The sequence below is a fragment of the Micromonospora sp. NPDC047134 genome (genome assembly GCF_040643455.1).
Lineage (GTDB): Bacteria > Actinomycetota > Actinomycetes > Mycobacteriales > Micromonosporaceae > Micromonospora.
Genome location: NZ_JBEYUI010000009.1, coordinates 154038 through 180429, shown reverse-complemented (window position 1 = coordinate 180429; position 26392 = coordinate 154038). Strand labels below are relative to the sequence as shown.

The window sequence follows — 26392 nt, the reverse complement described above, 5'->3', positions numbered from 1 at the left end:
ACGATCGCGCCACCCTAGGGCGGTGCGGCCCGGGTGCGCAATGGGCAGATCCGGCAGGGTGGGGTCCGATGTCGGTTCGTCGATCAGGGGTTTGCCGAGGCGGACAAACCTTGGCAGGGTGTGCAGCGCAACAGCGTGCGATGCTCGCCTGCCCGGTGCGGTGAACCCGTCGCGACGCCTGTGACCTGCGATGGCGTGTCGTCCGCAGGGGTGACGAGGAGGTGAGGCGGCGGTGGAGGCCGACCGTCGCGCGCCCACGCGCGCCCTGTCCCACCGTTCCCCGGTGGTGCTGCTCAGTGCCGCCCTGGCGGTGCTGCTGGCCGGCTGGGCGGCGGTGGCGTACGTGCGCGCCGACCGGGGCACGCCGACCTGCGTCGAACAGGTACGGCTGCGGGTGGCCGCCGCCCCGGTGATCGCGCCCGCGCTGGACCGGGTGGCCCGGGCCAACACCGGCAACCAGCCGTGCGTCTCCGTCGAGGTGCAGGTGCGGCCCTCGGCGGAGGTGATCCGGGAACTAGCCGAGGGTGGCGAGGTGGCCGACGCCTGGCTGCCGGAGTCGACCTTCTGGCTGCGGCGGGCCCGGGCCGCCGGTGCCTTCGAGGTTCCCGCCGCGGGCACCTCGGTGGCCAGCACCCCGGTGGTGCTGGCGGTGACCGACCGGGTGGCCCGTCGTTCCGGCTGGCCGGCCAAGTCGCTGACCTGGGAATCCCTGCTCGGTGCCGAGCGTACGGTCGGGCTGCCCGACCCGGCGGCCGACCCCGCCGGGGTCGGCGCCCTGCTGGGGGTAAGGATGCTGGCCGACGAGAACGGCGACTCGGCGGCGACTCGGACGGCCACCCTGCGGCGCCTGGCCACCGACACCTTCAGCCCCGCCGAGCAGACCAGTTTCCTGAATCCCGGCCGGGACCTGCCGGGCGGGGTGGACATGGTCGCCGCCACTGAGCAGGCGGTGCTCGAACACAACGCGTTGACCACCTCCGGCAAGAAGCTGGTCGCCGCGTACCCGGAGATCGCCGTTCCCTGGCTCGACCTGCCGTACGTGGTGCTGCCCTCCGCCGAGGGGCGGGCGCGGGACGCCGCGGCCGGGTTCCTGGCCGAACTGCTCAACAGCACCGCCCGGGAGATGCTCCTCGGGCACGGCTTCCGGACCGCCTCGGGTTTCCCGCCGGCCATGCCGAGCGACGACCGGCTGGCCGCGGAGGAACGTCGACCGGTGCCGCTGCCGGACGAGGAGACCGTCACCGAGGTGCTGACCGGTTGGAGCGGGGTGCAGCGCAGCGCCCGGATCCTCACCCTGCTGGACGTCTCCGGCTCGATGGCGGCCCAGGTGCCCGGCGGGGGCACCCGGCTCGAGGCGACCGTCCGTGCCGCCGAGGCGGGTGCGGCCCTGTTGCTGGACAACACCGAACTGGGTGTCTGGGCCTTCGCCACCAGGCTCGACGGTGAACGGGACCATCGGGAGATCCTGCCGGTGGCGCCGCTGGGCGCCCAGCGCGAACGGTTGGCCGAGGCCCTGGACACCGTCCGGGCCAAGCCCCAGGGCGGCACCGGGCTGTACGACAGCACCCTGGCCGCGTACCGGGAGGCCCGGCGGCACTGGACTCCCGGGCGGATCAACCTGGTGCTGGTGATGACGGACGGCCGCAACGAGGACGACGACAGCATCGGCCGGGCCGCCCTCCTGGCCGAACTGAAGCGGATGCAGGAACCCCGCCGCCCACTGCCGATCATCTTCATCGGGCTGGGCGAAGAGATCGATCCCGAGGAGTTGAAGGCGATCGCGAAGGTCACCGGCGGGCGGGTCTTCGTCACCGCCCAGCCCAGCGGCATGCGCCGCATCTTCTTCTCCGCCCTGGCCGACCTGAGCTGCCTGCCGCCGGAGTGCCGCCGATGAGCCGGCTGCCGGCACCCTCGGTGAGCAGGCTGGTGGCTCGGCTACGCCGCTCGCCCGGCACGGTGTTGTCGCTGCTGCTGCTCACCGCGATCGCCTTCGCGCAGCGGCCCGGTCAGGTCACCTTCGACACCAAGATCGACCTGGCCGCGAACCCGATCCACTTCATGGCCCGGGCCCTGCACCTGTGGAACCCGGAGGCCACCGCCGGGGAACTGCAGAACCAGGCGTACGGCTATCTGTTCCCGATGGGGCCGTTCTTCGCCGTCGGTCAGCTGCTGGGGGTGCCACCCTGGATCACCCAGCGACTGTGGACGGCGTTGCTGCTCGCCGCCGCCTTCTACGGGCTGCTGCGCCTGGCCCGGGTGATGAACATCGGCACCGAACCGACCCGGTACGCGGCGGCCCTCGGCTACGCCCTGGCTCCCCGTATTCTCACCGAGATCGGCGCGCTCTCCTCGGAGAGCCTCTCCGCCGCGATGCTGCCCTGGGTGCTGCTGCCGCTGGTGGCCGTACGCCGGATCGGTTCACCCCGCCGGGCCGCCGCGCTGTCCGCGCTGGCCGTGCTCGGCATGGGTGGGATCAACGCGGCCGTGGTGCTGATGGCCCTGGTGCTGCCCGGTATCTGGCTGCTCACCCGACGCTGGGACGCCGCACACCGGCGGCTGGTCGCCTGGTGGTGCGTCTGCGTGCTCGGAGTGTGCCTGTGGTGGATCGTGCCGCTGCTGCTGCTCGGCCAGTACAGCCTGCCCTTCCTGGACTTCATCGAGTCCTCTACCACCACCACGGCGGTGGCCTCGCTGTTCCAGGCGGTACGCGGCACCAACCAGTGGGTCGCGTACATCGTGCAGGGCGAGCCGTGGTGGCCGGCCGGGTGGCTGCTGATCGACCACCCGGTGTTGATGGCCCTCACCGCGGTGGTCGCGTTGATCGGGCTGGCCGGGCTGGCCGGCAACCTGCTGCCGCAGCGCCGGTTCCTGGTGGCCGGTTTCCTCACCGGGCTGACCCTGCTCACCATCGGTTACGTCGGTGCCCTGGACAGCCCGGTCTCCGAGGTGGTCCGAGGGCTGCTGGACGGGCCGCTGGCCCCGCTGCGCAACGTGCACAAGCTGGACCCGGTGCTGCGGCTGCCGCTGATGCTCGGGTTCGCCCACGGCGTCGACGCGGTGGTCACCCGGATGCATCACTCGCCGGCCCGACGCCGGCCCGGTCTGCGGCTGCGCCCGCTGATGTTCGTACCGGTGCTGCTGCTCGTGCTGGGGGCCGCCGCACCGGCCTGGCTGGGGCAGCTGCGTCCCGGCCCGGGTTGGGCGGACCTGCCCCCGCACTGGCGGTCCGCGGCCACCTGGCTGGCCGATCGGGACGCGCTGGCCCGCACCCTGATGGTGCCCGGCGCCGGGTTCGGCCAGTACGAGTGGGGGCGTACGGTCGACGAACCCCTGCAGGCCCTGGCCGGTGCGCCGTGGGCGGTCCGGCACCAGATCCCGCTCGGCTCGGCCGGTAACACCCGGATGATGGACACCGTCGAGGAGGTGCTGGCCAGCGGCCGTGGCTCCGCCGGGCTGGCCGACCTGCTGGCCCGCTCCGGATTCCGGCATCTGCTGCTGCGCAACGACCTGGACCGGACCCAGGTGGACGCCCCGCCGGTGGCGGTGCTGCGTCGGGCCCTGGCCGAGTCGCCCGGCATCACCCGGGTAGCCACCTTCGGCAGCACCGAGGTCCTGTCCCGGATGATCAACAGCCCGGTCGACGAGGGCACCCCGGTCCTACCGGCGATCGAGGTGTACGAGGTCGACCCGCCGGTGCCGGTGGCCTCGGCGGTGCTCACCGCCGACGTGCCCACGGTCAGCGGGGGCCCGGAGTCCCTGCTGCCCCTGCTGGAGCAGGGGGTGGTGGAACGGGACCGGCCGGTGGTGCTGGCCGGTGACCGGGAGCAGACACCGGAGGCGACCGGTGACACCTGGATCGTCACCGACGGCCTGCGCCGCCGGGAACGCGACATCGGCCGGGTAGGGAACAACCTCTCCCAGACCTTGACCGCTAACGAAGAGGGACGACAGGGCCGGGTCGCCCTGGACCTGCTGCCCTTCGCCGGTGAGCAGCACCAGACCACGGCGACCTACCAGGGGGTACGCGAGGTCTCCGCCTCCTCGGCGGTGAGTTTCGTGGACACCCTGGGCCCCGCCGACCCCTCCCGCCTGCCGTTCGCGGCCATCGACGGCCAGTCGCACACCGCCTGGCACTCGGCGCCGCTGAGCGGGCCGATCGGGCAGTGGCTCCAGGTCGACCTGGACACCCCTCGACAGGTGGAGAACGTACGCCTGGAGTTCGTCACCGACCTGGCCGTGGGCTGGCCGGTGACCAAGTTCCGGCTCACCACCGACCGGGGTTCGGTGGATCACGAGGTGGCCCCGGTGCTGGGCGGTCACACGTACTACACCCTGCCCGGCCCGACCAGCCGGGTGCGGGTCACCGTGCTGGCGGTGGCCGAGGGACGCCTGGACGGTGCCGTGGGCATCCGGGAGCTGACCATCGCCGACACCGAGCCGCGGCGGGTGCTGCGCACCCCCACGGACCTGCCGCAGAATCCGGCCGCGCCGGTGAGCTGGGTGTTCAGCCGGGGCCCGGCCGACCGCCCGGCGTGCCACCTGACCGAGGCGGCGGAGGCGGACCGGATCGTCCCGGTCGGGTCGGTGAGCAGGCCACCGGTGCGGGCCGCCGACACGGTGATCCGCTGCGACCGGTTCCTGGCCCGGGTCGGTGAGGAACCGCTGGGAGTGGACCGGATATTCCGCAACCCGGCCGCCGGCACGTACCGGATGGCGTTGCAGGCGATGCCCCGTCCGGGCGGCGAGCTGAAGCTGGCCGGGGTGGGGGTGACGGCCGGCGCCTCCTCCCGGTTGGCCGGCGACCCCGCCGTGACGCCGTACGCGGCTATCGACGGCGACCCCGGTACTGCCTGGCTGGCCGACACCGGTGACCTGCGCCCGACCCTGCGGCTGAGCTGGTCGGGCCCGCGCCGGATCGACGAACTGCGGCTACGGGCCGCGCAACTGCCGATCGGCTCCCTGCCCGACGAGGTGGAAATCCACACCCCCGGGCGGGAGGTGGTGGTGCCGGTCAGCCCCGACGGGACGGTGACCTTCCCGGCGGTACGCACCGACCGGATCGAGATCGTGGTGCGCTCGACCGAACTGCGGATCGCCGACCAACGGGGCAACGGCTGGCCCGCCACGGCCGGGATCGCCGAGGTGGAGATCCCCGCCCTGGCGAAGCTGCTGAAGCCGATCGACGCCGAGACCCGGGTGGTCGAACGGTGTGGTGACGGACCGACCGTCGAGCTGGACGGCCAGCGCTACGCCACCTCGGTCAGCGCCCGGTTCGGCGACGTGCTGGCGGGGCGACCGGTGCCGCTGCAGATCTGCGGGGCGGGCGGCGCGGTGCTGGACCTGCCGGCCGGTGGGCACCGGCTGGCGACCTCCCCCTCGAAGGGGTTCCTGGTCCAGTCCGCGAGCCTGCAACCGGCGTCGGACCAGACCTCGCCTGGGGAGGGCGACGACTCGGGTTCGCCGGAAGTCGACGGGCCCCGGCATCGGGCCGTGACCGTGCTGGACTGGGCGCCGACGGATCGTCGGATCCGGGTCGCCGGTGGGGAGTCGGCGCTGCTGGTGGTGCCGGAGAACGCCAACCCGGGCTGGCAGGCCACCCTCGACGGTGCGCCGCTGACCGCCACCCGGGTCGACGGGTGGCAGCAGGCGTGGGTTCTGCCGGCCGGTGCCGGGGGGGAGGTCAGGCTGATCTTCGCCCCGGACCGGGCGTACCGGGGGGCCCTGCTGGTCGGTGCCCTGACGGCCGTGGGGGTGCTGCTGCTGGCCGCCTGGCCGGTGCGCCGCCGGCTGGCGGTCGGCACCGAGGCGCGGGCTGCCGTGGAGGGTGGCCCGGCGGGGGTGATCCCCCCGGAGGCACCCGCCTGGATGATCGGTGGCCTGCTGGTGGTGCTGCTCGCCGCCCTGGGCGGGGTGTTGCCGGTGGCGATCGTGCTGGCCGCGATGGTGCTGCGGCAACTGGCCGTACGGGCCCTGCCGGTGGTGGTGCTGGGCGGGCTGACGGCGGCCACGGTGATCTCGGTGACCGGCCGGGTGCAGGGTCACGGACAGGCGTGGGCCTACAGCTCCTGGGTGCAGGCGGCGATGCTGGTGGCGATCGGTGCGGTGGTCGCGGCGGTGATGCCCGCACCCGGCGTACCGGCCGACCTGCCAGTCCCACATGATGTGACGCCGGGCACATCCGACGAGCTGACGACGGACCCCGAGGCCAGGACTGATGGTGAGGCCAGGACTGACGGTGCGGTCAGGGCCGATGGTGAGGACGGGACGGTGACGCGGTGACGGCTACTGACGATCGGGCGCGGCGGGCGGCGCGGCGTCGCTTCGCCACCCTGCGCCGGTCGGTGACCCTGTTCCGGGCCTTCCTGGTCGAGCAGACCGACCCGGACCACTTCTACGGCCTGCTCGCCGACGACTCGGTGCGCCAGCTGGAGGGCTACACGGAGCTGGCCGGCCGGACCGTGCTGGACGTGGGCGGTGGGCCGGGATACTTCGCGGCGGCCTTCCGCGCGGCCGGGGCCTACTACGTCGGGCTGGACCCGGACGTGGGGGACTTCTCCGCGGCCGGGGAGTCTGTGGCCGGGATGCTGCGGGGCAGCGGGACGGCTCTGCCGGTACGCACCGGCAGCGTGGACGTGGCCTTCTCCTCCAACGTGGTGGAACATGTCGCCGAACCGCCCCGGATGCTCGACGAGATGGTCCGGGTCACCCGGCCCGGCGGGTTGATCTTCGTGTCGTACACCCCGTGGTTTTCGCCGTGGGGCGGGCATGAGACCGCCCCCTGGCACTACCTCGGCGGCGACCGGGCCCGGCGTCGGTACGAACGGCGCACCGGACGGCCGCCGAAGAACCGGTTCCGGGAGACCCTGTTCCCGGTGTCGATCGCGGAAACCCTGCGCTGGGCGTGGGGCAACGGCGAGATCGAGATGGTCGATGCGTTACCTCGCTATCACCCCTGGTGGGCGCGCTGGGTGATCCGGGTGCCCGGTGTCCGGGAGGTGGTGGCCTGGAATTTCGTCCTGGTGTTGCGCCGCCGCACCGAGCATCAGCCCGACACGGTGCAGAAATCAGAGCTGACCGGGGGTCGCGTTGCTATGTGACCAAGTAGTAACCTCGCGGCCATCCCACTGATTGACACCGACGAAATTCGCTCCTCTGGGGAGGAAACATGAAGCACCGCGCCGTGGGTGCCGTGCTGTTCGGCGGGGGCGTTCTGCTCCTGGCGTTGGCCGCCGGACTGGTGTTCGTCGTCAAACCGGCGATGACCAAACTGCCCTACGACCTGGAGCCCTCCACCTCGGTCGCCGAGGCCAAGGGGGCGACCTTCCTCCAGATCACCAATGGCGCGGTCGCCATCAACCAGGCCGACCTGAAGTCCACCATCCTGGTCACCCCGGACCGCGACAAGACCGCCGCGCTCAGCGGTGACCTCGCCGGTGACACCGTGGTGTGGCGGGTCGGGCAGACCGTCGACCGGACCGACACCAAGGAACTGATCAGCGCGTACGGCGCGGAGCTGGCCCTGGACCGGGTCTCCGGTGCGGCCGTGGAGTGGAACGACCAGTTCCTCGACGACAGCGGCGCCCCGGAGAAGGTCTCCTTCGCCGGGCAGGTCTACAAGTTCCCGTTCAACGCGGAGCAGGAGAACCACGAGGTCTTCGACCGGGACCTGCGGCAGACCCGGATGGCCGAGTTCAAGGGCACCGAGGAGATCGAGGGCCTGGAGACCTACCGGTACGAGCAGGTCATCAGCGACGAGAAGCTGCCCCTGCCCGCCGAGCGGATCGCCCTGCTGCTGGGCGCCCTGGCCCCGGGTGCCACCTCCGGCGACATCGTCTACAGCAACACCCGTACGGTCTGGGTCGACCCGGTGACCGGCTCCTACATCAAGGTGCGGGAGCAGCAGAAGAAGACCCTGATGCCGAACGCGGGCAGCCCGGTGACCCTGCTGGACGCGGACTTCCTCTACAACGAGGAGACCGTCACGGCCTCGGCCGACCGGGCCAAGTCCAGCCGGGGACAGCTGACGATCCTGGGGGTCTGGGCCCCGCTCGGCCTGGTCGTGCTGGGTCTGGCGCTGATCGTGGCCGCCCTGCTGCTCTCCCGTCGGCCCGCCCCGGCGGCCGTGACCACCCGGCGCCACCGGGCGGACTCGCCCCCGACCCGGGTGGACCAGCCGCCGGTACGCGAGGGGGGTCCGCTGACCGACGAGATCCCGCCGGCCTCGACCAACTGGCGTTCCGACGACCCCACAGTGCCGATTCAGCGCGGCAACCAGGGCGAATCGGAGCGGCACTGACCCGCCGGGCACGGCAACGGTGAAGGGGTGGACCCGCCCGGGTCCACCCCTTCACCGTGTCTGGACTCAGAACCGGGCCAACGCCCGGCGCAGCGGGTCCAGCCCGAGGGCGCCCAGGTCGAGGGCCTGCCGGTGGAACTCACGCAGGTCGAAGTCCGCGCCCTTGCGGGTCTTGGCCTCGTCGCGGGCCTGCAGCCAGATCCGCTCACCCACCTTGTAAGAGGGGGCCTGCCCCGGCCAGCCCAGGTAGCGGTTCAACTCGAAGCGCAGTTGCTCGTCCGGCACCCGGCAGTGCGCCCGCAGGAACTCCCAGCCCAGCTCGGGGGTCCAGCGTTCCCCGGGGTGGAAGTCGAAGGGGTTGTCCTTCGGGATCTCCAACTCCAGATGCATTCCGATGTCGACGATCACCCGGGCCGCCCGGAAGGCCTGCCCGTCCAACATGCCGAGCTTGTCACCCGGATCCTCCAGGTAGCCAAGCTCGTCCATCAGCCGCTCGGCGTACAGGGCCCAGCCCTCACCGTGCCCGGAGACCCAGCAGAGCAGTCGCTGCCAGCGGTTGAGCAGCCCGGCCCGCACGGCGGTCTGGCCGACCTGGAGATGGTGACCGGGCACCCCCTCGTGGTAGACCGTGGTCACCTCACGCCAGGTGGAGAAGTCCGTGACACCCGGCGGCACCGCCCACCACATCTGGCCCGGCCGGCTGAAATCCTCGCTGGGACCGGTGTAGTAGATGGCCCCGTCACTGGTCGGCGCGATCATGCATTCGATGCGGCGTACCTGCTCGGGGATGTCGAAGTGGGTGCCGTTGAGATCGCTGATCGCCTGGTCGGCGAGCTGCTGCATCCAGTCCCGGAAGGCCTCCTTGCCCACGATGGTCCGGGCCGGATCGGCGTCCAACGCCCGGACCGCCTCCTCGATGGTGGCGCCGGGGGTGAGGATCTGCCCGGCCACCGTCCGCATGTCGGCCTCCAGGCGGGCCAGCTCGGAGAACCCCCAGGCGTACGTCTCGTCGAGGTCGATCCGGGCACCGAGGAAGTACTGCGAGGCCAGCTCGTACCGCTCCCGCCCGGCGGCCTGCTTCTCCCGCCCTCGCGGAGCCAGCTCGGTACGCAGGAACTGCCCGAACTCCGCCGTGGCCGCAGTGGCCGCCGCCGCACCCCGACGCAGGTCGGCGTCGAGGGTGCCCTCGGCGCCCAGGCGCTCGACCAGCCCGTGGAAGACGTTGTCCCCCTCCGGATCCACCCAGGCGTCGCACTGCTTGGCCACCTCGATCAACTGGGCCTGCGAGCTGATCTTGCCGGCCGCCGCCGCCTCACGCAGAGTCGTCTTGTAGCCCTCCAGCGCACCGGCGAAGTGGTTCAACCGGGCGGCGATGTTGGCCTGCGCCTGCGTACCCGCGGTGGGCATCAGGTCGAAGACCATTCGGGTGTGGTGCAGCCCGCTGGTGATGACGTTGACCTCGCTGGTCGTCTCGCCGGCCTGGTAACGGGCCAGGTCCAGACCCAGCCGCTCCTGCATCGCCTCCCGGGCGATGCGCTCGCCCTCGGTGTCCGGCTCGGTGACGTCCAGGTCGGCCAGGGTGCGGCGGGTCAAGTCGGCCTGAGCGGCGTACCCGTCCGGCGACAGGTCATCCAACCGGTCGTCGTAGCCGGAGATGCCGACGTAGGTGGCGCCGGTCGGGCTCAGCGCGGCCCACTCGGCAACATAACGGTTGGCGATATCGTCGATTCGTCCCACGCCCGCGACCCTACGCGAGACGGCCGGGCGGAGGCTGCCGCCTTTCGCGGACCTTGCCCACCGGGCGTGGCGGCCGAGGGTCAGGGCAGCAGGTCGGCCGGATCGAAGTCGATCGGGAACGGCTCGTCGGCACGCAGCCGGTCGCCGCTGACCGCCTTGGCCACTGTGTCGTAACCGCCGAACTTGCCGAGGGTGAACAACTCCACCGCAGCGTGCCGCAGTCGGCGGGAGATCTCCACCCGCATGAAGTACGGCACCCGCCCCTGAGCGCAGCGCATCGGTTTGTCGACGAAGTCCTGCCGACGGCTGCCGGGCGAGACGAACTCGACCGCCATGGTGCACAGGTGGACCGGAATCCAGCGATCCTCCTCGTCGGTCTTGGGCAGCGCATGCAGGACGGTGACGTCCGGCTGGATCCACCGTTGCGGCGAGAAGGTCAGGTTCACCTGACCGAACACGTAGAAGCCGTGGCTCTCGGCTGTTGGCGCCAACAAGCGGGCGAGTTTGATCTCGCCGTAGCTGTTCGTGCCGACCTCGGCGGGCGTCATGACCAACCTGCCGTCGATGCACTCGTAGCGTGCATCGGGTAGCTCAGGCAGGGGGAGGTAGCGCTCGGCGAGCTGGGTCGTCCACATTCCGTCGAGGTCGACGAGTGGGTCGAAGCGCATCGGCATCGCCATCGGGGAAACACCTCCTCGGCAGGTCAACGCAGTACCAATGTAGGTGGTTTCTGTGGCGCGCGACACGGCAGCCGAAAAGCCCAGGACAACGCCGTGTTTCCGGGGCAGAGTGTCAGGGGTGACCATGGACTTCACCCCTGACAAGCCGGCCTTGCGGAGCTGGCTGCCCGGATTCGTCGCCCTCGCCGCCATCTGGGGTTCCAGCTTTCTGTTCATCAAGGTCGGCGTGGCGGAACTGCACCCCCTGCACCTCACCCTCTACCGGGTCGGGGCCGGTGCGCTGACCCTGCTGGTGGTGCTCGCCCTGCTGCGGGACCGACTGCCCCGGGATCCGCTGGTGTGGGGCCACCTCTCCGTGATCGGCGCCCTCGGGGTGGCTGTGCCGTTCACCCTGTTCGGCTACGGCGAGCAGCGGATCGAGTCGTTGCTCGCCGGCATCTGGAACGCCACCACTCCGCTCGTGGTGCTGCCGATGGCGGTGCTGGTGTTCCGTACCGAGCGGTTGACCGTCCGCAATGCCGTCGGGTTGGCGCTCGGCTTCGCCGGTGTGCTCGTGGTGCTCGGCGTCTGGCAGGGCGTCGGGGGTGCCCACCTGGTCGGTCAGCTGATGTGTTTCGGGGCGGCGGCCTGCTATGGCCTGGCTATTCCGTACCAGAAGAAGTTCGTCGCGGGCAGCAAGCTGTCCGGGTTGTCGCTGTCGGCTGCGCAGTTGGTGCTCGCCACGGCCCAACTCGCCATCGTGGCGCCGCTGGTGGCCGGCGCACCGCCCGCACCGACCAGTCTGTCGCCGAGTGTGGTCGTCGCCGTGCTGGTGCTGGGCGCGATCGGTACCGGCCTGGCCTTCGTCATCAACCTGCGCAACATCCGGATCGTGGGTGCCACCACGGCCGCCATGGTGACCTACCTGATTCCGGTCTTCGCCATCGTGATCGGTGTGCTTGTGCTCAGCGAGCGGCTCACCTGGCATCAGCCGGTCGGTGCGCTGATCGTGTTGCTAGGGGTGGCTGTGTCGCAGGGGCTGATCGGCCGCCGCCGACCCGTCGCGCGCCCTTCCGACGCAGTGGCCGCCGGGACGACCCCGGCCGCGGAGCTGGCGAGCCGCTGACCACCAGCGACTGGTGCCGGCGCCGTTTCGGCGTAATGGCGGTGACGCGGCGCTGCGGATACCGCCATTACGGCGATACGGAGTGGATCAATGGGTCCAGGTGATCAGGTTGTCGGCGGTCCAGGTGTTGATGACTCGGTCGGTGGGGACTCCGCAGAGGGCTGCCCGTTCACAGCCGAAGCGTTGCCAGTCGAGCTGGCCCGGGGCGTGGGCGTCGGTGTCGATGGCGAACAGGCAGCCGGCCTCCAGGGCGCGGCGGATCAACCGCTTCGGCGGGTCCTGACGCTCCGGGCGGGAGTTGATCTCCACGGCGGTGCGGTGTTCGACGCAGGCGGCGAAGACCGCGTCGGCGTCGAAGTCGCTCTCCGGGCGGGTACGGGCCCGGTGCCCCCGATCCCCGGGGCCGGTCACCCCGGCCGGGCGGGAGGAGACCATTCGGCCGGTGCAGTGGCCGAGGATGTCCAGGTGGGGGTTGGCGATCGCGGTCAGCATCCGGCGGGTCATCTTCGCCCGGTCGTCGCTGAGGCCACTGTGTACGGAGCCGACGACCACATCCAGCCGGGCCAGCAGCTCCTCCTCCTGATCCAGAGAGCCGTCGGCGAGGATGTCCACCTCGATGCCGGTGAGGATCCGGAATCCCTCCGGCAACGCCTCGTTGAGTTGCGCCACATGGTCGAGCTGTCGACGTAACCGATCCGCGGTCAGGCCCCGGGCCACCTTGAGTCGGGGGGAGTGGTCGGTCAGCACCAGGTACTCGTGGCCCAGTTCGACCGCGGCCAGGGCCATCTCCTCGATCGGGGAGCCACCGTCGGACCAGTCGGAGTGGGTGTGGCAGTCGCCGCGCAGCGCGGCCCGCAGCCGGGTGGCCTCGGCGTCCAGGTCGGTGCCCTCGGTGGCTAGCAGCCGCCGCAGGTAGACCGGTTCCTCGCCGGCCAGGGACTCGACCACACAGCGGGCGGTGACGTCTCCCACCCCGGCCAGCTCGGTGAGCTTGCCGGTGCGGGCCCGCTGGGCCACCTCCTGCGTGGGCAGGGCGGCCAGGGCATTCGCCGCCGACCGGAAGGCCCGGACCCGGTAGGTGGCCTCGTTCGCCCGCTCCAGCAGAAAGGCGATCCGACGCAGGTCGGCGATGGGATCACGGGTCATGTTCTGCAACCTACGCGCCCGCGCCGCCGGTCGGGAGACGACCGGCGGCGCGGAGTAGGTGGGACCGGGGCCACCGGGATCAGCTGTACGGCAGCCGGATCAGCGAGCGGTTGCCGATCCCCAGGGTGGTGGGGTTGGTGCCGATGGCGGACCAGACCTCCACCCGTACGGTGCCGCCGCGCAGGTTGCCCAGCGAACCGGTGCTGGAATGCAGCCCGGCGGCCTGGGTGTAGTTCTCCCAACCGGAGACCGGGTCGGTGGCGAAGTAGCGGTAGGTCTCCACCCGGTCCCAACTTCCGTCGCCGGTCAGGTCGTACGAGATGCGGGTCTGCACCCCGTTGCCGACCGCCGAACCGGCGTCCAGGAGAAGGTCGAACGCGGTCTGCCCGCCGTTGTGGTTGAGGTTCAGCCCGGTCGCGGTGAACACCATCGGGTTGCGCGGAGTGCCGTCGTAGTTGGCGCCACCGGCACCGGTCACCGTGGTCGTGCCGGCGTTACCGGCCGCGCCCAGGCCACCGCCGGACAGCAGGTACCGCACCGGCGAGCTGGACGGTGGCCCGGTGGGGGTCGGGGTGGGGGTGGGAGTCGGAGTGCGGGTAGGAGTCGGGGTGGGGGTCGGTGGGGGTGTGCCGCCACCGCCGCTGCCGCCGCTCCAGGTGTGCGCGCCGCTGGTGGCGGTCCGCCCCGGGGCCACGGTCAGCTGGGTCCCGTCGGAGAACCGTACGGTCAGTTGGGTGTTGGAGATGTTGCTGGCCACGTAGGTCCGGGCGCCGTTGCGGTTGAAGACGGCGGCCAGGGGATGGTTGGCGGTGACCCCGGTGTCCACCCGGCCCAGGGCGGCCAGGTTGCGTATCCAGTGGAAGGTGTGCGCCCGGCTCTCCCCCTCCTCCGGGGGGTAGCCGGGGTTGGCCCGCAGCTTGGCCAGGGCGGTGTCCGGGTCGCCGAGGGCCAGGTGCTGCCAGTGCAGGTCCTGCCAGATGGTCGGCTCACCGCCGTTGTTGCGGACCAGTTCGGCGTACTTCTGGGCGTTGTCGTCGGGGTGGTAGCCCAGGTAGAGGTGCCCGCCGGTGATCGGCAGCAGGTTGATGCCCTGGATCATCTCCGGTTCGGCGCTGAACCAGGTGGCGTACGCCCCGCCGTCTCCCCAGACCATGCCGACGTTGTTGTGGCCGAAGGCGGCGGGGAAGTTCTCGCCGCTGACGTCGAACCAGTACTCGTGGATGGCCGCCGCCTGGGTGGTGTAGATGAAGATCCCGGCGTCGCGTACGGCGGTGTTGCCGGTGGCCTGTCCCCACTGGATCAGGGCGTTGGCGAAGTTCATCCCCTCCGAGGAGGACTCCTGGTTGTTGCCGCTGGCGAACGCCCCGTGCCCGGAGGCCCAGTCGTGCCCGGCGTAGATGTCGAAGTCCCGCAGGTACGGGAAGCGGCTGTCGGTGCGGTCGTAGTTGTTGGCGTCCCGGATCAGCAGGTCGATCATGCCGCCGTACTGGTCCTGGCGGGCCCAGGTCGGGTCGAACTTGGCCAGGGTGGCGGCGGCGGCGATGTAGTAGCCGTAGTGGAAGTGGTGGTCGTTGAGTTCCTGGTCCGAGCCGTACGAGCCGGGGTAGCCGATCAGGGTGCCCCAGCGCTGGTCGTAGTAGAAGAGCCGCTCGGTCTCGCCGGGCGAGGCGGTGAGCCAGTCGGTCAGGGTGGCCCGGATGGCGTTCAGCGCGGCCGTACGGGTCTCGGTGTCGCCGACCTGGTCGGCGATCTCGGCGATCCGGGCCGCCCGGCCCAGTCCCTTGCCGGTCCAGTAGGTGTCCCCACCCCGCTGATCCATCGGGTTGCCCCGCACGGCCGCCAGGTGTTGCCGCAGGGTGGTCAGGTCGGCCCCGCCCCCGGTGGCGACGGCGGGCACCTCCGGCAGTACCCCGTGGAAGCGCATCGAGGTGCGGAACTCGGCTACCCCGGTGAGCACCTTCATCCGGCCCCGGGCCGAGGGGTAGGTCTGGGTGATCGGGGTGGCCCCGGTCAGGGCCTTCCACTGGTGCGGGTAGAGGCTGACGACCGTACGGGTCTCGGTGCCTTCCCGGGGGGTGGTGGTGAAGGCGTACCGGGTCTCCACCTGGCTGCTGGACTGCTGGTAGCTGTAGGACACCCGGGTGCCGGTGACGTGCGCGTGCGCGTACCGGCCGTAGGTGGTGGCCAGTTGGGTCCGGGTGGTGGCGTCCGTGCCGGCCGGCAGCAGGGCCAGGGAGAAATAGCCCCGCCCGGCCAGGTTGGAGCTGATCCGGCCGCCGCTGACCGTCCAGGTGGCCCCGGTCGGCGCGTACCCGACGTAGTCGTGGCCGCGCACGGTGAAGCCGATGGTGGCGCCGCTGTTGGACCAGACCGTCGGGCTGCCGCCGGTCACGTTGATCACCGCGTCTCCGCCGGTGCTGCGGAAGTAGGTGAAGGGCAGGCCGTGGCCGATGGTGGCCCGCAGGGTGCGTGACCCGTCGCTCCAGTACGGGGTGACCGTCCAGTCCGTCCAGTCGTCGACCAGCACGTTCGGGGCTGCCAACCCGGCCACCCCGACCCGGAGGTCCTCGACGTAGGGGTACTTGAACTCGCCGACCCCGGTGGCGGTGCCGGTGATGGTGGGGGTGGAGGTCGCGGAGAAGCCCAGCCCGTCGGTGACCGGTTGGTAGGCCAGCGGGTGGGCGTGCAGGGGCTCACTGAAGGTGCAGTTGAGGCGCTTCCACAGCAGGGAGGACCACCAGTCGTTGGTCGGCACCGGCCCGGCTGGTGCGGAGCTGGTGGCGTACTGCCGGGGGTTGGTGGTGATGTTTCCGCAGCCGCTGGGGAGCGGTCCGACCGGGGTGGTGGTGTAGCTGCCGGCGCCGACCGGCGCGGCCTGGGCGGCGGGGGTGGCGATGACGGCCAGCCCGCCGAGGACGAGGGCCGCGGCGGCACCGGCGGCCAGGAGTCGATGGTGGGTGCGGCGTGGGACGGGAGGTCGCATCTTTCCTCCAGCGCGCCCCTCCGACCGATGTCGGCGGCGCGTTTCGTCGTCATTGTGAGTTAAGTGCTGTCAGAGAGCGCTCTCTGAGTCATTAGCGGGACGGTAGTTCACGAATGAGACATCCGTCAATGTTGCGAGGTGATGACGTGCGAATGACGCGGGACGGGACCTGCGGCCTCCGCCCCGGCCTCAGCGCCCCGGTGGTTTCGCCGGACAGCCGTTGCGGCGGTGCCAGGCGGCCACCTCGGCCGCCGGTGCGCGGTTGCCGCCCTTGCGCCACGAGTCGAGGTACGGCGCCGGCCAGATCACCCCTCGACGGATCCACCAGCCGTCCTCACCCGGGCACGGCGGAGAGATGCCGAAGTGCAGATGGCAGACGTTGTTGGCGTTGCCGGTCCGACCCACCGTGCCGAGTTGCTGACCGGCCCGCACCCGTACGCCCGGCTCGATGCCCTCGGCGATCTCGGTCAGGTGCGAACCGTAGTACCGCACCCCGTCGTCGCCGAGCACGGACACCGAAAGACCACCGTTGTACGGGCCCTGGGGGCCCCGTCTGTCGTACCGGTCTCGGCGGCTGACCTCGCCGATGGTGCCGTCGGTGACCGCCACGACCGGCTCCCCGCAGTCGGCGAAGATGTCCGTCCCCGGGTACCCGGAGTGGGTCGGGTGGTAGTCCGCCTTCCGGGCGCGTACCGGAAAGACGTGCGGCAGCCGGTCCCGGCCCGGGGTGGCGGTCGGCCCCGGCTGGCCGGTGCCCTCCGGCTCACCGGCGGTCGGGGTCGCGCCGGGCGTGGGGGTGACAGCAGCCGTCGGGCTGGACGGGGCCGTCGGGTCCTCGCTCGGGGCGGACCAGGTGGGCGCGGGGCCGGTCGCGCAGCCGGCGGCCAGCATCGGCACGAGCAGCAGCGCCGCGTACGGCAGAGGTCGTCCGGTCAGCGCAACCACCCGGCCATCCTGACAGACCATCTCCCCCTGGGCCCGACCGCGTACGCCCGCCAGGGGCGTCGGCGACGACCGGGCCGGTACGGTGGCAGTACCACCGACCCAGCGTGGCAGGAGTGGCCAGCCATGATGCCGTACAGCCCGTCGGGCCTCTTCCCCGCCGGGCGCCGCCCGCGTCCCACCTACCGCGAACCACACCCGGTCAGCGGAGCCGCCGTCGCCGCCGGCGCCACCGGCACGGCCGCCTGGTTGGTCATCTTCGGGTTGCTCGGCCGCGACCTGGCCGGGTACGCCTGGTGGACCCTGCTGGCCGGAGCGCTGGCCTGGCTGGCGGCCCTGGTGCTGGTCCGGTACGGCGACCGGGGGGTGGCCACCGGCATCGCCATCGTCACCGCCGGAGGGTGGAGCATCGCCGCAGCCGCGGTGGCCGCCCGATGGTGGATCGGTGGTGACTGGCCCCTCTGGTGATTCCTGTCGACATCGACTGCGTTGCGTCGTCGTGCAGGCACTGAAACCCATCTTGACTGGGCCGCCGGGACTCGGCACTCTCCCGGTATGGCCTGGACCACTCCGCGGCTCGATCCGGATCGCAGCCGCCGCCGGATGCAACTGCTCGCGCAGTTGGCGGACGCCCGCGCGTTACGCGAACGCGAACGGCCACAGCGGGTGCGTACCGAGCGGCTGCGCGAACTGATCGCCACCCGCCGTCGGCTGGCCGGCTGAGCGGGGCAGATACTTCCCCAGGAATGCCGACCCTTCGGGGCGTTGACCGCTCTCCTGCCGATCCGACCGGCTAACGTGCACGCGTAACGGCTGGCGTGAGCTGTGCCAAGGGCTACTTGGGGGGAACGTGTCGTACTTCGCTGCGGCCGTGGTGCGCGAGAAGGGTGGCTGGACGGCCGCCGAGTTGAGTCTGCGGGGTGCCACCGACGTCGACGAGGTCGCCGAGCGACTGCGCGATGTCGGTCCGGACGCCGACCTGTCGCTGCTGTTCGTCGAGGCGGACGACACCTACCTGGTCATCCTGCGCCTGGACGAGGGCGAGGACCTGCGCATCTTCGGCTCGGACTCGGCCTTCGCCGAGGAGTCCCGGCTGGGTGCCCTGCTGATCGGTGACCTCAACGCCTCGGTCACCGGTCTGGAGGAGGCCGAGGAAGCACCTGCGCCGACGACCACGGACGACGACAACGAGCAGCCCGCCCTGGACCCGGAGGCGGACCCGGTGGGTGAGGCCGACCTGTTGGCCGACCTGGGCATTCCCGCGCAGCAGTTGCTGGCCCTCTGCGCCCACGAGGGGATGATGCCGGCCGACGTCACCGCCGAGGTCTGCCAGGTGCTGGGCTGCGTCGACGACGTAGAGGAACTGCGTGAGGTCTGATCCAGTCGGCGGAGCGCTGCCGGGTGGTGTGGGATCTGCCGGCGGATCGTCGCTGGGTAGCGCCGGATCCGCTGGCGCGCCGATGGGCGGTGGGGAACCGGCGGACGCGACCGATCCGGCGTTGGAGACGGTCCGGGCCGGGCAGCCCACCCCCGGTGCGGTCGGCCGGGTGGGGCCGGGCGCGCACGAGGGTCTGGCCGATCCGACCGGCATCGGCCGCCGGCAGCGCCACGAACTCTGGATGCGCCGGGCCCTGGAGGTCGCGGTGACCGGCCCGGAGGTCTCCGACCGCGCCCGGCAGGCCGACGACGTGCCGGTGGGGGCGGTGCTCTACGGCCCGGACGGTGACGAACTGGCGATCGGCCGCAACGAGCGGGAACTGACCGGAGACCCGACCGCCCACGCCGAGGTGCTGGCGCTGCGGCGGGGGGCCGAACGGCTGAGCCGCTGGCGGCTGGAGGGCTGCACCCTGGTGGTCACCCTGGAACCCTGCACCATGTGCGCGGGGGCCCTGGTGCTGTCCCGGGTGTCCACCGTGGTCTTCGGGGCCTGGGAACCGAAGACCGGCGCCGCCGGCTCCCTCTGGGACGTCCTGCGCGACCGCCGTCTCAACCACCGCCCGGAGGTGTACGGCGGGGTCCTGGCCACCGAGACCGGCACCCTGATGCGCGCCTTCTTCCGCTGACGCCGCTGCCGTTGGTGCTTCTGTCAGGCGGGGCGCAGCAGGGCGCCGGCGATGCCTCGGGCGAGGTCCGTCCAGGGGGCCGGGCGCAGGGTGGCCGGGTCCAGCCGGACGACAGCCCGCCGTCCCTCGGCGTACCCCGTCATGCCGTCGAGGGAGTGGAACCGGAAGCCGTAGACGGCGCTGCTGGTGCCGAGGTGTTCCACCCAGAAGTGCACCCCGACCGGGCCGGTGCCGGTGATCGGGGCCTGGTAGGTGATCGCGAACTCCCGGACCGCGTGGAACACGTCCGGGGTGGTGGCCTTCCCGTTGCGCAAGGCGACCCCGTTGGCGGACCAGTACGCCGTCAGCGCCCGCTCCAGCAGCAGCGCGTACCGGGCGTTGTGCAGGATGCCCATGGCGTCCAGGTCGTCGAAGTGCACCATGGCGTGCTCGACATGGCCGTACTCGACGGCGGTGGGCTCGGCGACGACATTGCTCATGGGGTGCCTTCCGGTAGCAGGGTGGGATCGGGGCACAGACCCCGCAGCCGGTCCAGCACGCTTCGGCGGGCGTGCCGGTAGGTGCTGTCCGGGTCGAAGAGTCGGGAGCGCATCGCGGCGGCGATCCCGAAGGAGTCGATCTCGTACGCCAGCAGGGCCACATCCACCTCGGCCGGGAGTTCGCCCAGCTCGACCGCCTCGCGGACGAGTCGCTCCAGGAAGGCGGTCCAGTCGGTGAGGACCGTGGCCAGCCGGTCGTGGACCGCACCCGGCCGAGCGTTGAACTCGAACTCGGCCGTGCCGAAGAAGCAGCCTCCGGGCAGCACCCGGGTGGCGTAGAAGTCGATCCGGGCCTCGTGCAGGGCGTGGATGCGGCGTACCCCCCGGGGGGCGCGCAGGGCCGGGCCGATGATCAGCTCCTGCCACTGGGCCACCGCCCGGTCGATGGTGGCCAGCTGGAGGGCCTCCTTGGAGCGCCAGTGCGCGAAGATGCCGGACTTGCTAACCCCGAGGGAGTCGGCGAGATGCCCGAGCGACAGCCCGTCCAGGCCGTTCTCACTGGCCAGCACGACGGCGGCGTCCAGCACTGCGCTGCGGGTGCGCTCACCCCGGGCCAACCGGCCGTCAACGGTCATACCGTGACCCTACACAATCCGACCGACCGGTCGTACTTATTTTCTCGTCGAGTGCTTCGCCGTTTCGGCGTAGTGGCGGTGACGCGGCAGCACGGATACCGCCATTACGGCGATATGGAGTGGATCAAGCCGGTGCGCGAAGCGTCCCGCCACCGACTAGCGGTGACGGGACGCCGACGGGTGCCGCCAGGTCAGGCGACGATGGTGTCCAAGGCGATCTCGACCATCTGGCTGAAGGTCTGCTCCCGCTCCTGGGAGGTGGTCTTCTCGCCGGTCTTGATGTGGTCGCTGACGGTCAGCAGGGTCAACGAACGGGCCTTGAACCGGGCCGCGATCGTGTAGAGCGCGGCGGACTCCATCTCCACCGCCAGCACCCCGTAGTCGGCCAGCCGGTCGTAGAGGTCCGGCCGGTCCGTGTAGAAGGCGTCCGCCGCCAGGATCGGCCCGACCCGCATCGCGATGCCGCGCCGCTCGGCCACCTCCACCGAGGTACGCAGCAGCCCGAAATCGGCCACCGGGGCGTAGTCGATCAGCCCGTCGAACCGCACCCGGTTCATGTTCGAATCCGTCGAGGACCCGATCGCCGCGATCACGTCCCGCAGCTGAAGATCCTCGGACAGGGCGCCACAGGAGCCGACCCGGATCAGGGACTTCACGCCGTACTCGTTGACCAGCTCGTGGGCGTAGATCGAGGCCGAGGGCATCCCCATCCCGGACCCCTGCACGGAGACCTCGACCCCGTTCCAACGGCCGGTGAAGCCCAGCATCCCCCGGACCGTCGAGTAGCAGTTCGCCCCTTCCAGGTAGGTCTCCGCGATCCACTTGGCCCGCAGGGGGTCACCCGGCATCAGGACCCGCTCGGCGATCTCGCCCGGCTTCGCGCCGATGTGCGTACTCATGCCAGTGATCCTGCCAGGCCGGGCGGCCGGGGACCGGTTCGGCGTCCGAACCGGGAGTCCTGTAGCCTCTTCGGCGGTGGCGTGTCCGAGTGGCCTAAGGAGCACGCCTCGAAAGCGTGTGAGGGTTTACGCCCTCCGCGGGTTCAAATCCCGCCGCCACCGCTCGTGAAGTGCGAGAACGCCCGGTCGATCCGCGAGGATCGGCCGGGCGTTCTGCTGTCTGCCCCGGTTCTGGCGGTGTAGGCCCCGATGTCTGGCCGTACAGACATGGCTTCCGATCTACGTGTCCCTATGCTGTGAGAGCTACTTACGGGATGCGGGGGTTTCGATGCGACGCAGGCTTGCCGGGCTGACGGTTCTGACGATGGTGGCAGCCGGGTTGGCGGTGAGTGCTCCCGCCCAGGCGGCCGACGAGTTCCGGACCATCACCCGGGATGGTCTGACCATGCAGTTCCACCGGGTGTCGAAGGCGGTCACGCCGGTGAAGGGGACCGGGGCGACCCGTTCCGACTTCGACGGCGACGGGGTCGACGACATCGCGGCCTCGGCCAGCTGGCTCACCCACAGCCTGCCGCGCTATCCGACCGGCGTGGTGGTGGTGCGCTACTCGTCCGCGCCGCACGTCGACTACTTCATCGGCACCGGGGTGGACAACATCTCCAGCTTCGGCATCGCGCTGGTGGCCGGCGACTTCAACGGTGACGGCTACGACGACCTGGCGATCGGTGACGCCGACGAGGCCGACACCAGGAAGAACAATGCGCATGGTGGCGGTGTCTGGATCATCCCAGGCAGTCGCACCGGCCTGGTGGTCGACTCGACCAAGCACTTCAACCAGAGTTCCCCCGGGGTACCCGGCGAGTCGGAGGACCGGGACGCGTTCGGCGCCTCGCTGGCGGCCGGTGACATCAACGGCGACGGACGGGACGACCTGGCGATCGGGGCCTTCAAGGAGGCGATCGGCAGTGTCAAGGAGGCCGGTGCGGTCACCATCCTCTACGGCGGAACTGGTGGCCTGACTGGGACCGGGGCCCAGCAGTTGCACCAGAACCAGGCGGCGGTGCCCGGTTCGGCGGAGCGCCGCGACCATTTCGGCATGTCGCTGGCCATCGGCAAGGTCAACAACAACAAGTACGCCGACCTGGTCATCGGCGCGCCGCACGAGAACGACGGCAGCGGCGCCAACGGCAGCGGCATAGTGACCCTGATGTGGGGTTCAGCGAGCGGGGTGAAGCTCAGCGGGGCGACCTCGGTCACCGGCGCGGGGGTGTACAAGGCGACCGGGCGCAAGGACACCATCGCCTGGTACCTGGGCATGTCGCTGGCGATCGGTGACGTGAACGGTGACGGGCTGGGCGAGGTGATCGCCGGGGCACCGAACGCGCAGACCCCGCACCTCGACGGTGGTCTGATCGCCGTCTTCACCGGTCGTACCGGCGGGGCAGGGCTGTCCGGCAAGGCCGTGAAGATCATTACCCAGCGTACGGCCGGGGTGCCGGGTTCACCGGAGGACGGTGACCGGTTCGGCGCGACCCTGGCGGCCGGTGACGTGACCGGCGATGGTCGGGCCGACGTGCTGGTCGGTGCCCACACCGAGGCGATCGGTACCAAGGACGAGGCGGGCATGATCACCCTGCTCAAGGGTTCCTCGTCCGGGCTGACCGGCACCGGCGCGCAGGGGTTCGACCAGAACCACTCCGTCGTTCCGGGTGGGGCCGAGCGCGGCGACCGGTTCGGCGGTTCGGTGGCGCTGCTGAACCTCAACGGCAAGGGCCCGCTGGACGCTCTCGTGGCGTCGACCCGGGAGGAGGTCGCCGGGGACATTCCCGGCTATCCCTCCGCGACGTTGTCCCGGTTCCACGGCTCCTCCAGCGGGATCGTCGCGCAGTCCGGTTCGTGGAGCGGGCGTGCCCTGAACACCGATCGTCTGGAGTTGCTGGAGTACGGCCAGCGGATCGCCGGGCCGCAGAGCAGCGGACCGTGGTACTGAGCAGGGAGAAGGGGGCGCAGATGCGGCGCAGGCTTGCCGGAGTTTCCGTGTTGGTGGTTGCGGCGAGCCTGATGGTGGGCACTCCCGCCCAGGCGGCGGAGGAGGAGTTCCGGACCATCAGCCGGGAGGGCGTGATCCTCCAGTTCCACCGGGTGCCGAAGCCGATGACCCCGGTGAAGGGGACCGGGCCTACCCGTTCCGACTTCGACGGTGACGGAATTGACGACGTCGCGGTCGCCAGCGACCTCACGCAGGACAGACTGGCGCACCGGGCGACCGGACTCGTGGTGGTGCGCTACTCGTCCGCACCGCATGTCGACTACTTCGCCAGCGTGCTCGTTGCGGAAGGCGGCTGTCGCTGCTTCGGCATAGCGCTGGCCGCCGGCGATTTCAACGGCGATGGTTACGACGACCTGGCCATCGGTGACTCGGTCGAGGTCGACCCAGTGCAGAGGACCCGTGCCGGTGGGGTGTGGGTGATCCCGGGCAGCCGGGATGGTCTGGTGGTCGACTCGGCGCAGCACTTCAACCAGAGCAGTCCCGGGGTGCCCGGGGCGTCGGAGAGCGACGACTGGTTCGGTACCGCGCTGGCCGCCGGTGACATCAACGGGGACGGTCGGGACGACCTGGCGATCGGGGCGCCCGGCGAGTCGATCGGCAAGGTCAAGCAGGCCGGTGCGGTCACCGTGCTGTACGGCGGGGTGGGTGGCCTGCGGACGACCGGTGCTCAGCAGCTGCACCAGAACCTCGCCGCCGTGCCGGGTGCCGCCGAGCGTCGTGATTACTTCGGCCGGACCCTGGCCATCGGCAAGGTGAATGAGAACAAGTACGCCGATCTGGTCATCGGCGCGCCGCACGAGAACGGCGATCAGAACCGCAACGGCAACGGCATGGTGACCCTGATGTGGGGCTCCAAGAACGGGGTGAAGCTCAGCGGTGCCACTTCGGTTACCGGCGCAGGAGTGCGCAAGGCGACCGGCCGTCAGGACACCATCGTCTGGAATCTCGGCGAGTCGCTGGCGATCGGCGACGTCAACGGGGACGGACTGGGCGAGGTGATCGCCGGGGCGCCGAACGCGCAGACCCCGCAGACCACCGCCGGTCTGCTGGCGGTCTTTACCGGTCGTTCCGGTGGCGCGGGCCTGTCCGGCAAAGCCGTGAAGATCATTACGCAGCGTACGGCTGGTGTCCCGGGAAGCCCGGAGCCGGGCGACGGGTTCGGGGCGACGATCGCGGTGGGGGACGTGACCGGTGACGGCCGGGCCGACGTGCTGGTGGGTGCCCCTACTGAGGCGATCGGTAAGAAGACCGGGGCAGGCATGATCGCTCTGCTCAAGGGGTCAGCCGCCGGGTTGACCGGCGCCGGCGCCCAGGGCTTCGACCAGGACCATGCGGTGGTGCCGGGCGGTACGGAGCGCTTTGACCTGTTCGGCGCCTCGGTCGCCATCCTCAATCTCGACGGCAAGGGGCCGCTGGATGCTCTGGTGGCGTCGACAGGTGAGAACGTAGCCGGTGATCAAGACTTGTATCCTTCCGGGACGTTGTCGCGGTTCCACGGCGCCCCGGGCGGCCTCGTGCCGCAGGCGGGCTCTTGGAGCGCCGCGTCGCTGCGCACCGATCGACTCTGGCCGTACTGGTACGGCTCAAGGATCGCCGGCCCGCAGAGCGGCGGACAACGGCATATCTACTGATCATCTGAAAGCGGGGGTTCTTGATGCGGCGAAGTGTCGCAGGAGTGTCCACCTTGGCCATCGGCGTTGGCCTGGCGGTGAGTGTGCCCGCCCCGGCGGCGGCGAACGACTACCGGACGGTCACCCGGGACGGGATCGTCCTTCAGCACTACCGGGTGGCGAAGGCGACCACCCCGGTCAAGGGGACCGGGCCTACCCGGTCCGACTTCGACGGTGACGGCATCGACGACATCGCCGCCTCCGCCGACCCCTCTGAGTACCGCTTCCCGCAGGCGCCGATGGGTCTGGCGGTGGTGCGCTACTCCTCGGCACCGTACGTCGACTACTTCGCGACAGCGGTCACGCCGGGCGCCGGTGAGCCCGCCTTCGGCGAGGTACTCGCCGCCGGGGACTTCAACGGTGACGGCTACGACGACCTGGCCGTCGGCGACTACGGCGAGTACGACCTGAGCGCGAAGGCGAACGCCGGCGGGGTCTGGGTGATCCCGGGCAGCGGCACCGGCCTGCGGCTCGACGGGGCCAAGCACTTCACCCAGAGCACGCCGGGAGTGCCGGGCGCCTCGGAGCAGGGCGACTGGTTCGGTTCGGCGCTGGCGGCCGGTGACATCAACGGCGACGGCCGGGACGACCTGGCGGTCGGGGCGTACGGCGAGGCGATCGGCAAGCTCACCTACGCCGGGGCGGTGACCGTGCTGTACGGCGGGGCCAGCGGGCTGACCGGCACAGGTGCGCAGCAGTTGCACCAGAACCAGGCCGCCGTTCCGGGTTCCGCCGAGCGCAACGACCACTTCGGCTGGACCCTGGCCATCGGCAAGGTCAACGACAACAAGTACGCCGACCTGGTCATCGGCGCACCCGGCGAGAACGAGGACAGCTCGCCGACCGGCAGCGGGATGCTCACGCTGATGTGGGGCTCGGCGAACGGGGTGAAGCTCAGCGGTGCCACCTCGGTCACCGGGGCGGCGCTGCGAAAGGCGACCGGTCGTGACGACAGTTACGTGCGGAGCCTCGGCATGGCGCTGGCCATCGGTGACGTCAATAGCGACAAGTTGGGCGAGGTGATCGCCGGGGCGCCGTACACGCAGTCCCCGAAGGGCAACGAGGGCATGGTCGCGGTCTTCACCGGTCGTACCGGCGGTGCCGGCCTGTCCAGCAGCGCGGTGAAGCTGTTCAGCCAGCGTACGCCCGGGGTGCCCGGTTCGGCGGAGGTCGGTGACCTGTTCGGTGCCACCCTGGCGGTCGGTGACGTGACCGGCGACGGTCGGGCCGACGTGCTGGTGGGCGCGCCCGGTGAGGCGATCGGTACGAAGAAGCGGGCGGGCACGGTTGCCCTGCTCAAGGGTTCCGCCTCCGGGTTGACCGGCACCGGCGCCCAGGGCTTCGACCAGGACCACCCGGTCGTGCCGGGTGGGGCCGAGAGCAACGACCTGTTCGGCGGCGAGGTGGCCATCCTCAATCTGGACGGCAAGGGACCCCTGGACGCGATCGTGACCTCGCCCGGGGAACTGGTCAGCGCGGACCCGGAGCGGCCCGCCTCCGGGTCGGTCGCCCTGTTCCACGGCGGTTCCGGTGGGTTGGTTCCGCAGTCCGCCTCGTGGAGTGGGGCGAGTATGCGTACGGACTTCGTCTGGCCCAAGTGGTACGGCCGTCGCCTGGCCACCGCCCAGTCCGGCGCCCTGATGTACCACTGATCTGCACCCCTGACCTGATCTGACCTGGCTGGGCCGGCTCGCGTGCGAGCCGGCC

The 26392-nt window shown here is 71.0% G+C and carries 20 protein-coding genes and 1 tRNA gene; 13 read left to right on the top strand and 8 right to left on the bottom strand.

Features of this window, described 5'->3' with window-relative positions:
• The first annotated feature begins 232 nt into the window (after positions 1-232).
• The 4 genes from ABZ795_RS14225 (at position 233) to ABZ795_RS14210 (ending at position 8296) form a co-directional block, all read left to right on the top strand.
• Positions 233-1894: a substrate-binding and VWA domain-containing protein gene (locus tag ABZ795_RS14225; protein ID WP_357530600.1), complete on the top strand. Its 1662-nt coding sequence runs from the start codon at positions 233-235 to the stop codon at positions 1892-1894.
• Entirely contained in the window at positions 1891-6279 is a 4389-nt protein-coding gene (locus ABZ795_RS14220) for an alpha-(1->3)-arabinofuranosyltransferase (protein ID WP_357530599.1), read from the top strand. The genes ABZ795_RS14225 and ABZ795_RS14220 overlap by 4 nt, the downstream gene beginning before the upstream one ends.
• The gene (locus ABZ795_RS14215) at positions 6276-7097 is read left to right on the top strand and encodes a methyltransferase domain-containing protein (RefSeq protein ID WP_357530598.1); all 822 of its coding nucleotides are present in this window, start codon (positions 6276-6278) and stop codon (positions 7095-7097) included. Before ABZ795_RS14220 ends, ABZ795_RS14215 begins: the two co-directional genes overlap by 4 nt.
• Before the next feature lie 68 nt (positions 7098-7165).
• Positions 7166-8296 (top strand): DUF3068 domain-containing protein, encoded by a 1131-nt coding sequence (locus tag ABZ795_RS14210; RefSeq protein WP_327023678.1) that lies wholly within the window; start codon positions 7166-7168, stop codon positions 8294-8296.
• Positions 8297-8362: 66 nt separating this feature from the next.
• On the opposite strand, the gene ABZ795_RS14205 is transcribed toward ABZ795_RS14210, so the two are convergent.
• Together ABZ795_RS14205 and ABZ795_RS14200 are read right to left on the bottom strand one after the other, a co-directional pair.
• Entirely contained in the window at positions 8363-10033 is a 1671-nt protein-coding gene (locus ABZ795_RS14205) for a DUF885 domain-containing protein (protein ID WP_357530597.1), read from the bottom strand.
• An 80-nt stretch (positions 10034-10113) separates the two neighbouring features.
• Positions 10114-10713, bottom strand: coding sequence for a Uma2 family endonuclease (locus ABZ795_RS14200; RefSeq protein ID WP_357530596.1), 600 nt, complete (start codon positions 10711-10713; stop codon positions 10114-10116).
• A 124-nt stretch (positions 10714-10837) separates the two neighbouring features.
• On the opposite strand from ABZ795_RS14200, the gene ABZ795_RS14195 reads away from it, so the two are divergent.
• A complete protein-coding gene (locus ABZ795_RS14195; protein ID WP_357530595.1) occupies positions 10838-11818 on the top strand; it encodes a DMT family transporter in 981 nt (326 codons plus the stop codon).
• An 87-nt stretch (positions 11819-11905) separates the two neighbouring features.
• Here the strand turns inward: ABZ795_RS14195 and ABZ795_RS14190 are convergent, their stop codons facing one another.
• The 3 genes from ABZ795_RS14190 to ABZ795_RS14180 form a co-directional block, all read right to left on the bottom strand.
• Positions 11906-12964 carry a PHP domain-containing protein gene (locus ABZ795_RS14190; protein WP_357530594.1) on the bottom strand — a complete coding sequence of 353 codons (1059 nt, stop codon included), beginning with the start codon at positions 12962-12964 and terminating at the stop codon, positions 11906-11908.
• Between the two features lie 79 nt (positions 12965-13043).
• On the bottom strand, positions 13044-15947 hold the full coding sequence (locus ABZ795_RS14185) for a glycosyl hydrolase (protein WP_357530593.1): 2904 nt from the start codon (positions 15945-15947) through the stop codon (positions 13044-13046).
• Between the two features lie 189 nt (positions 15948-16136).
• A complete protein-coding gene (locus ABZ795_RS14180) occupies positions 16137-16913 on the bottom strand; it encodes a peptidoglycan DD-metalloendopeptidase family protein (protein WP_357530592.1) in 777 nt (258 codons plus the stop codon).
• 102 nt (positions 16914-17015) lie between these two features.
• Between ABZ795_RS14180 and ABZ795_RS14175 the strand changes: the two genes are divergently transcribed.
• The 4 genes from ABZ795_RS14175 to tadA all read left to right on the top strand — a co-directional run bounded on the left by ABZ795_RS14175 (position 17016) and on the right by tadA (position 18952).
• Entirely contained in the window at positions 17016-17357 is a 342-nt protein-coding gene (locus ABZ795_RS14175; RefSeq protein WP_357530591.1) for a hypothetical protein, read from the top strand.
• A gap of 87 nt (positions 17358-17444) precedes the next feature.
• Positions 17445-17612 (top strand): hypothetical protein, encoded by a 168-nt coding sequence (locus ABZ795_RS14170; RefSeq protein ID WP_327023686.1) that lies wholly within the window; start codon positions 17445-17447, stop codon positions 17610-17612.
• A 127-nt stretch (positions 17613-17739) separates the two neighbouring features.
• On the top strand, positions 17740-18267 hold the full coding sequence (locus ABZ795_RS14165) for a tRNA adenosine deaminase-associated protein (protein ID WP_327023687.1): 528 nt from the start codon (positions 17740-17742) through the stop codon (positions 18265-18267).
• Between the two features lie 82 nt (positions 18268-18349).
• Positions 18350-18952: a tRNA adenosine(34) deaminase TadA gene (gene tadA / locus ABZ795_RS14160; protein WP_357530590.1), complete on the top strand. Its 603-nt coding sequence runs from the start codon at positions 18350-18352 to the stop codon at positions 18950-18952.
• A gap of 23 nt (positions 18953-18975) precedes the next feature.
• On the opposite strand, the gene ABZ795_RS14155 is transcribed toward tadA, so the two are convergent.
• From ABZ795_RS14155 to deoD, 3 genes are all read right to left on the bottom strand, one after another.
• Positions 18976-19431 (bottom strand): hotdog domain-containing protein, encoded by a 456-nt coding sequence (locus ABZ795_RS14155; protein WP_357530589.1) that lies wholly within the window; start codon positions 19429-19431, stop codon positions 18976-18978.
• Entirely contained in the window at positions 19428-20066 is a 639-nt protein-coding gene (locus ABZ795_RS14150; protein ID WP_357530588.1) for a TetR/AcrR family transcriptional regulator, read from the bottom strand. Before ABZ795_RS14150 ends, ABZ795_RS14155 begins: the two co-directional genes overlap by 4 nt.
• A 191-nt stretch (positions 20067-20257) precedes the next feature.
• On the bottom strand, positions 20258-20965 hold the full coding sequence (gene deoD, locus ABZ795_RS14145; RefSeq protein ID WP_013736384.1) for a purine-nucleoside phosphorylase: 708 nt from the start codon (positions 20963-20965) through the stop codon (positions 20258-20260).
• Between the two features lie 75 nt (positions 20966-21040).
• Between deoD and ABZ795_RS14140 the strand changes: the two genes are divergently transcribed.
• From ABZ795_RS14140 to ABZ795_RS14125, 4 genes are all read left to right on the top strand, one after another.
• Positions 21041-21127, top strand: a tRNA-Ser gene (locus tag ABZ795_RS14140).
• Between the two features lie 166 nt (positions 21128-21293).
• The gene (locus ABZ795_RS14135) at positions 21294-22955 is read left to right on the top strand and encodes a hypothetical protein (protein ID WP_357530587.1); all 1662 of its coding nucleotides are present in this window, start codon (positions 21294-21296) and stop codon (positions 22953-22955) included.
• 20 nt (positions 22956-22975) lie between these two features.
• Positions 22976-24646 carry a hypothetical protein gene (locus tag ABZ795_RS14130; RefSeq protein WP_357530586.1) on the top strand — a complete coding sequence of 557 codons (1671 nt, stop codon included), beginning with the start codon at positions 22976-22978 and terminating at the stop codon, positions 24644-24646.
• 44 nt (positions 24647-24690) lie between these two features.
• A complete protein-coding gene (locus ABZ795_RS14125) occupies positions 24691-26337 on the top strand; it encodes an FG-GAP repeat protein (protein ID WP_357530585.1) in 1647 nt (548 codons plus the stop codon).
• Positions 26338-26392 lie beyond the last annotated feature (55 nt).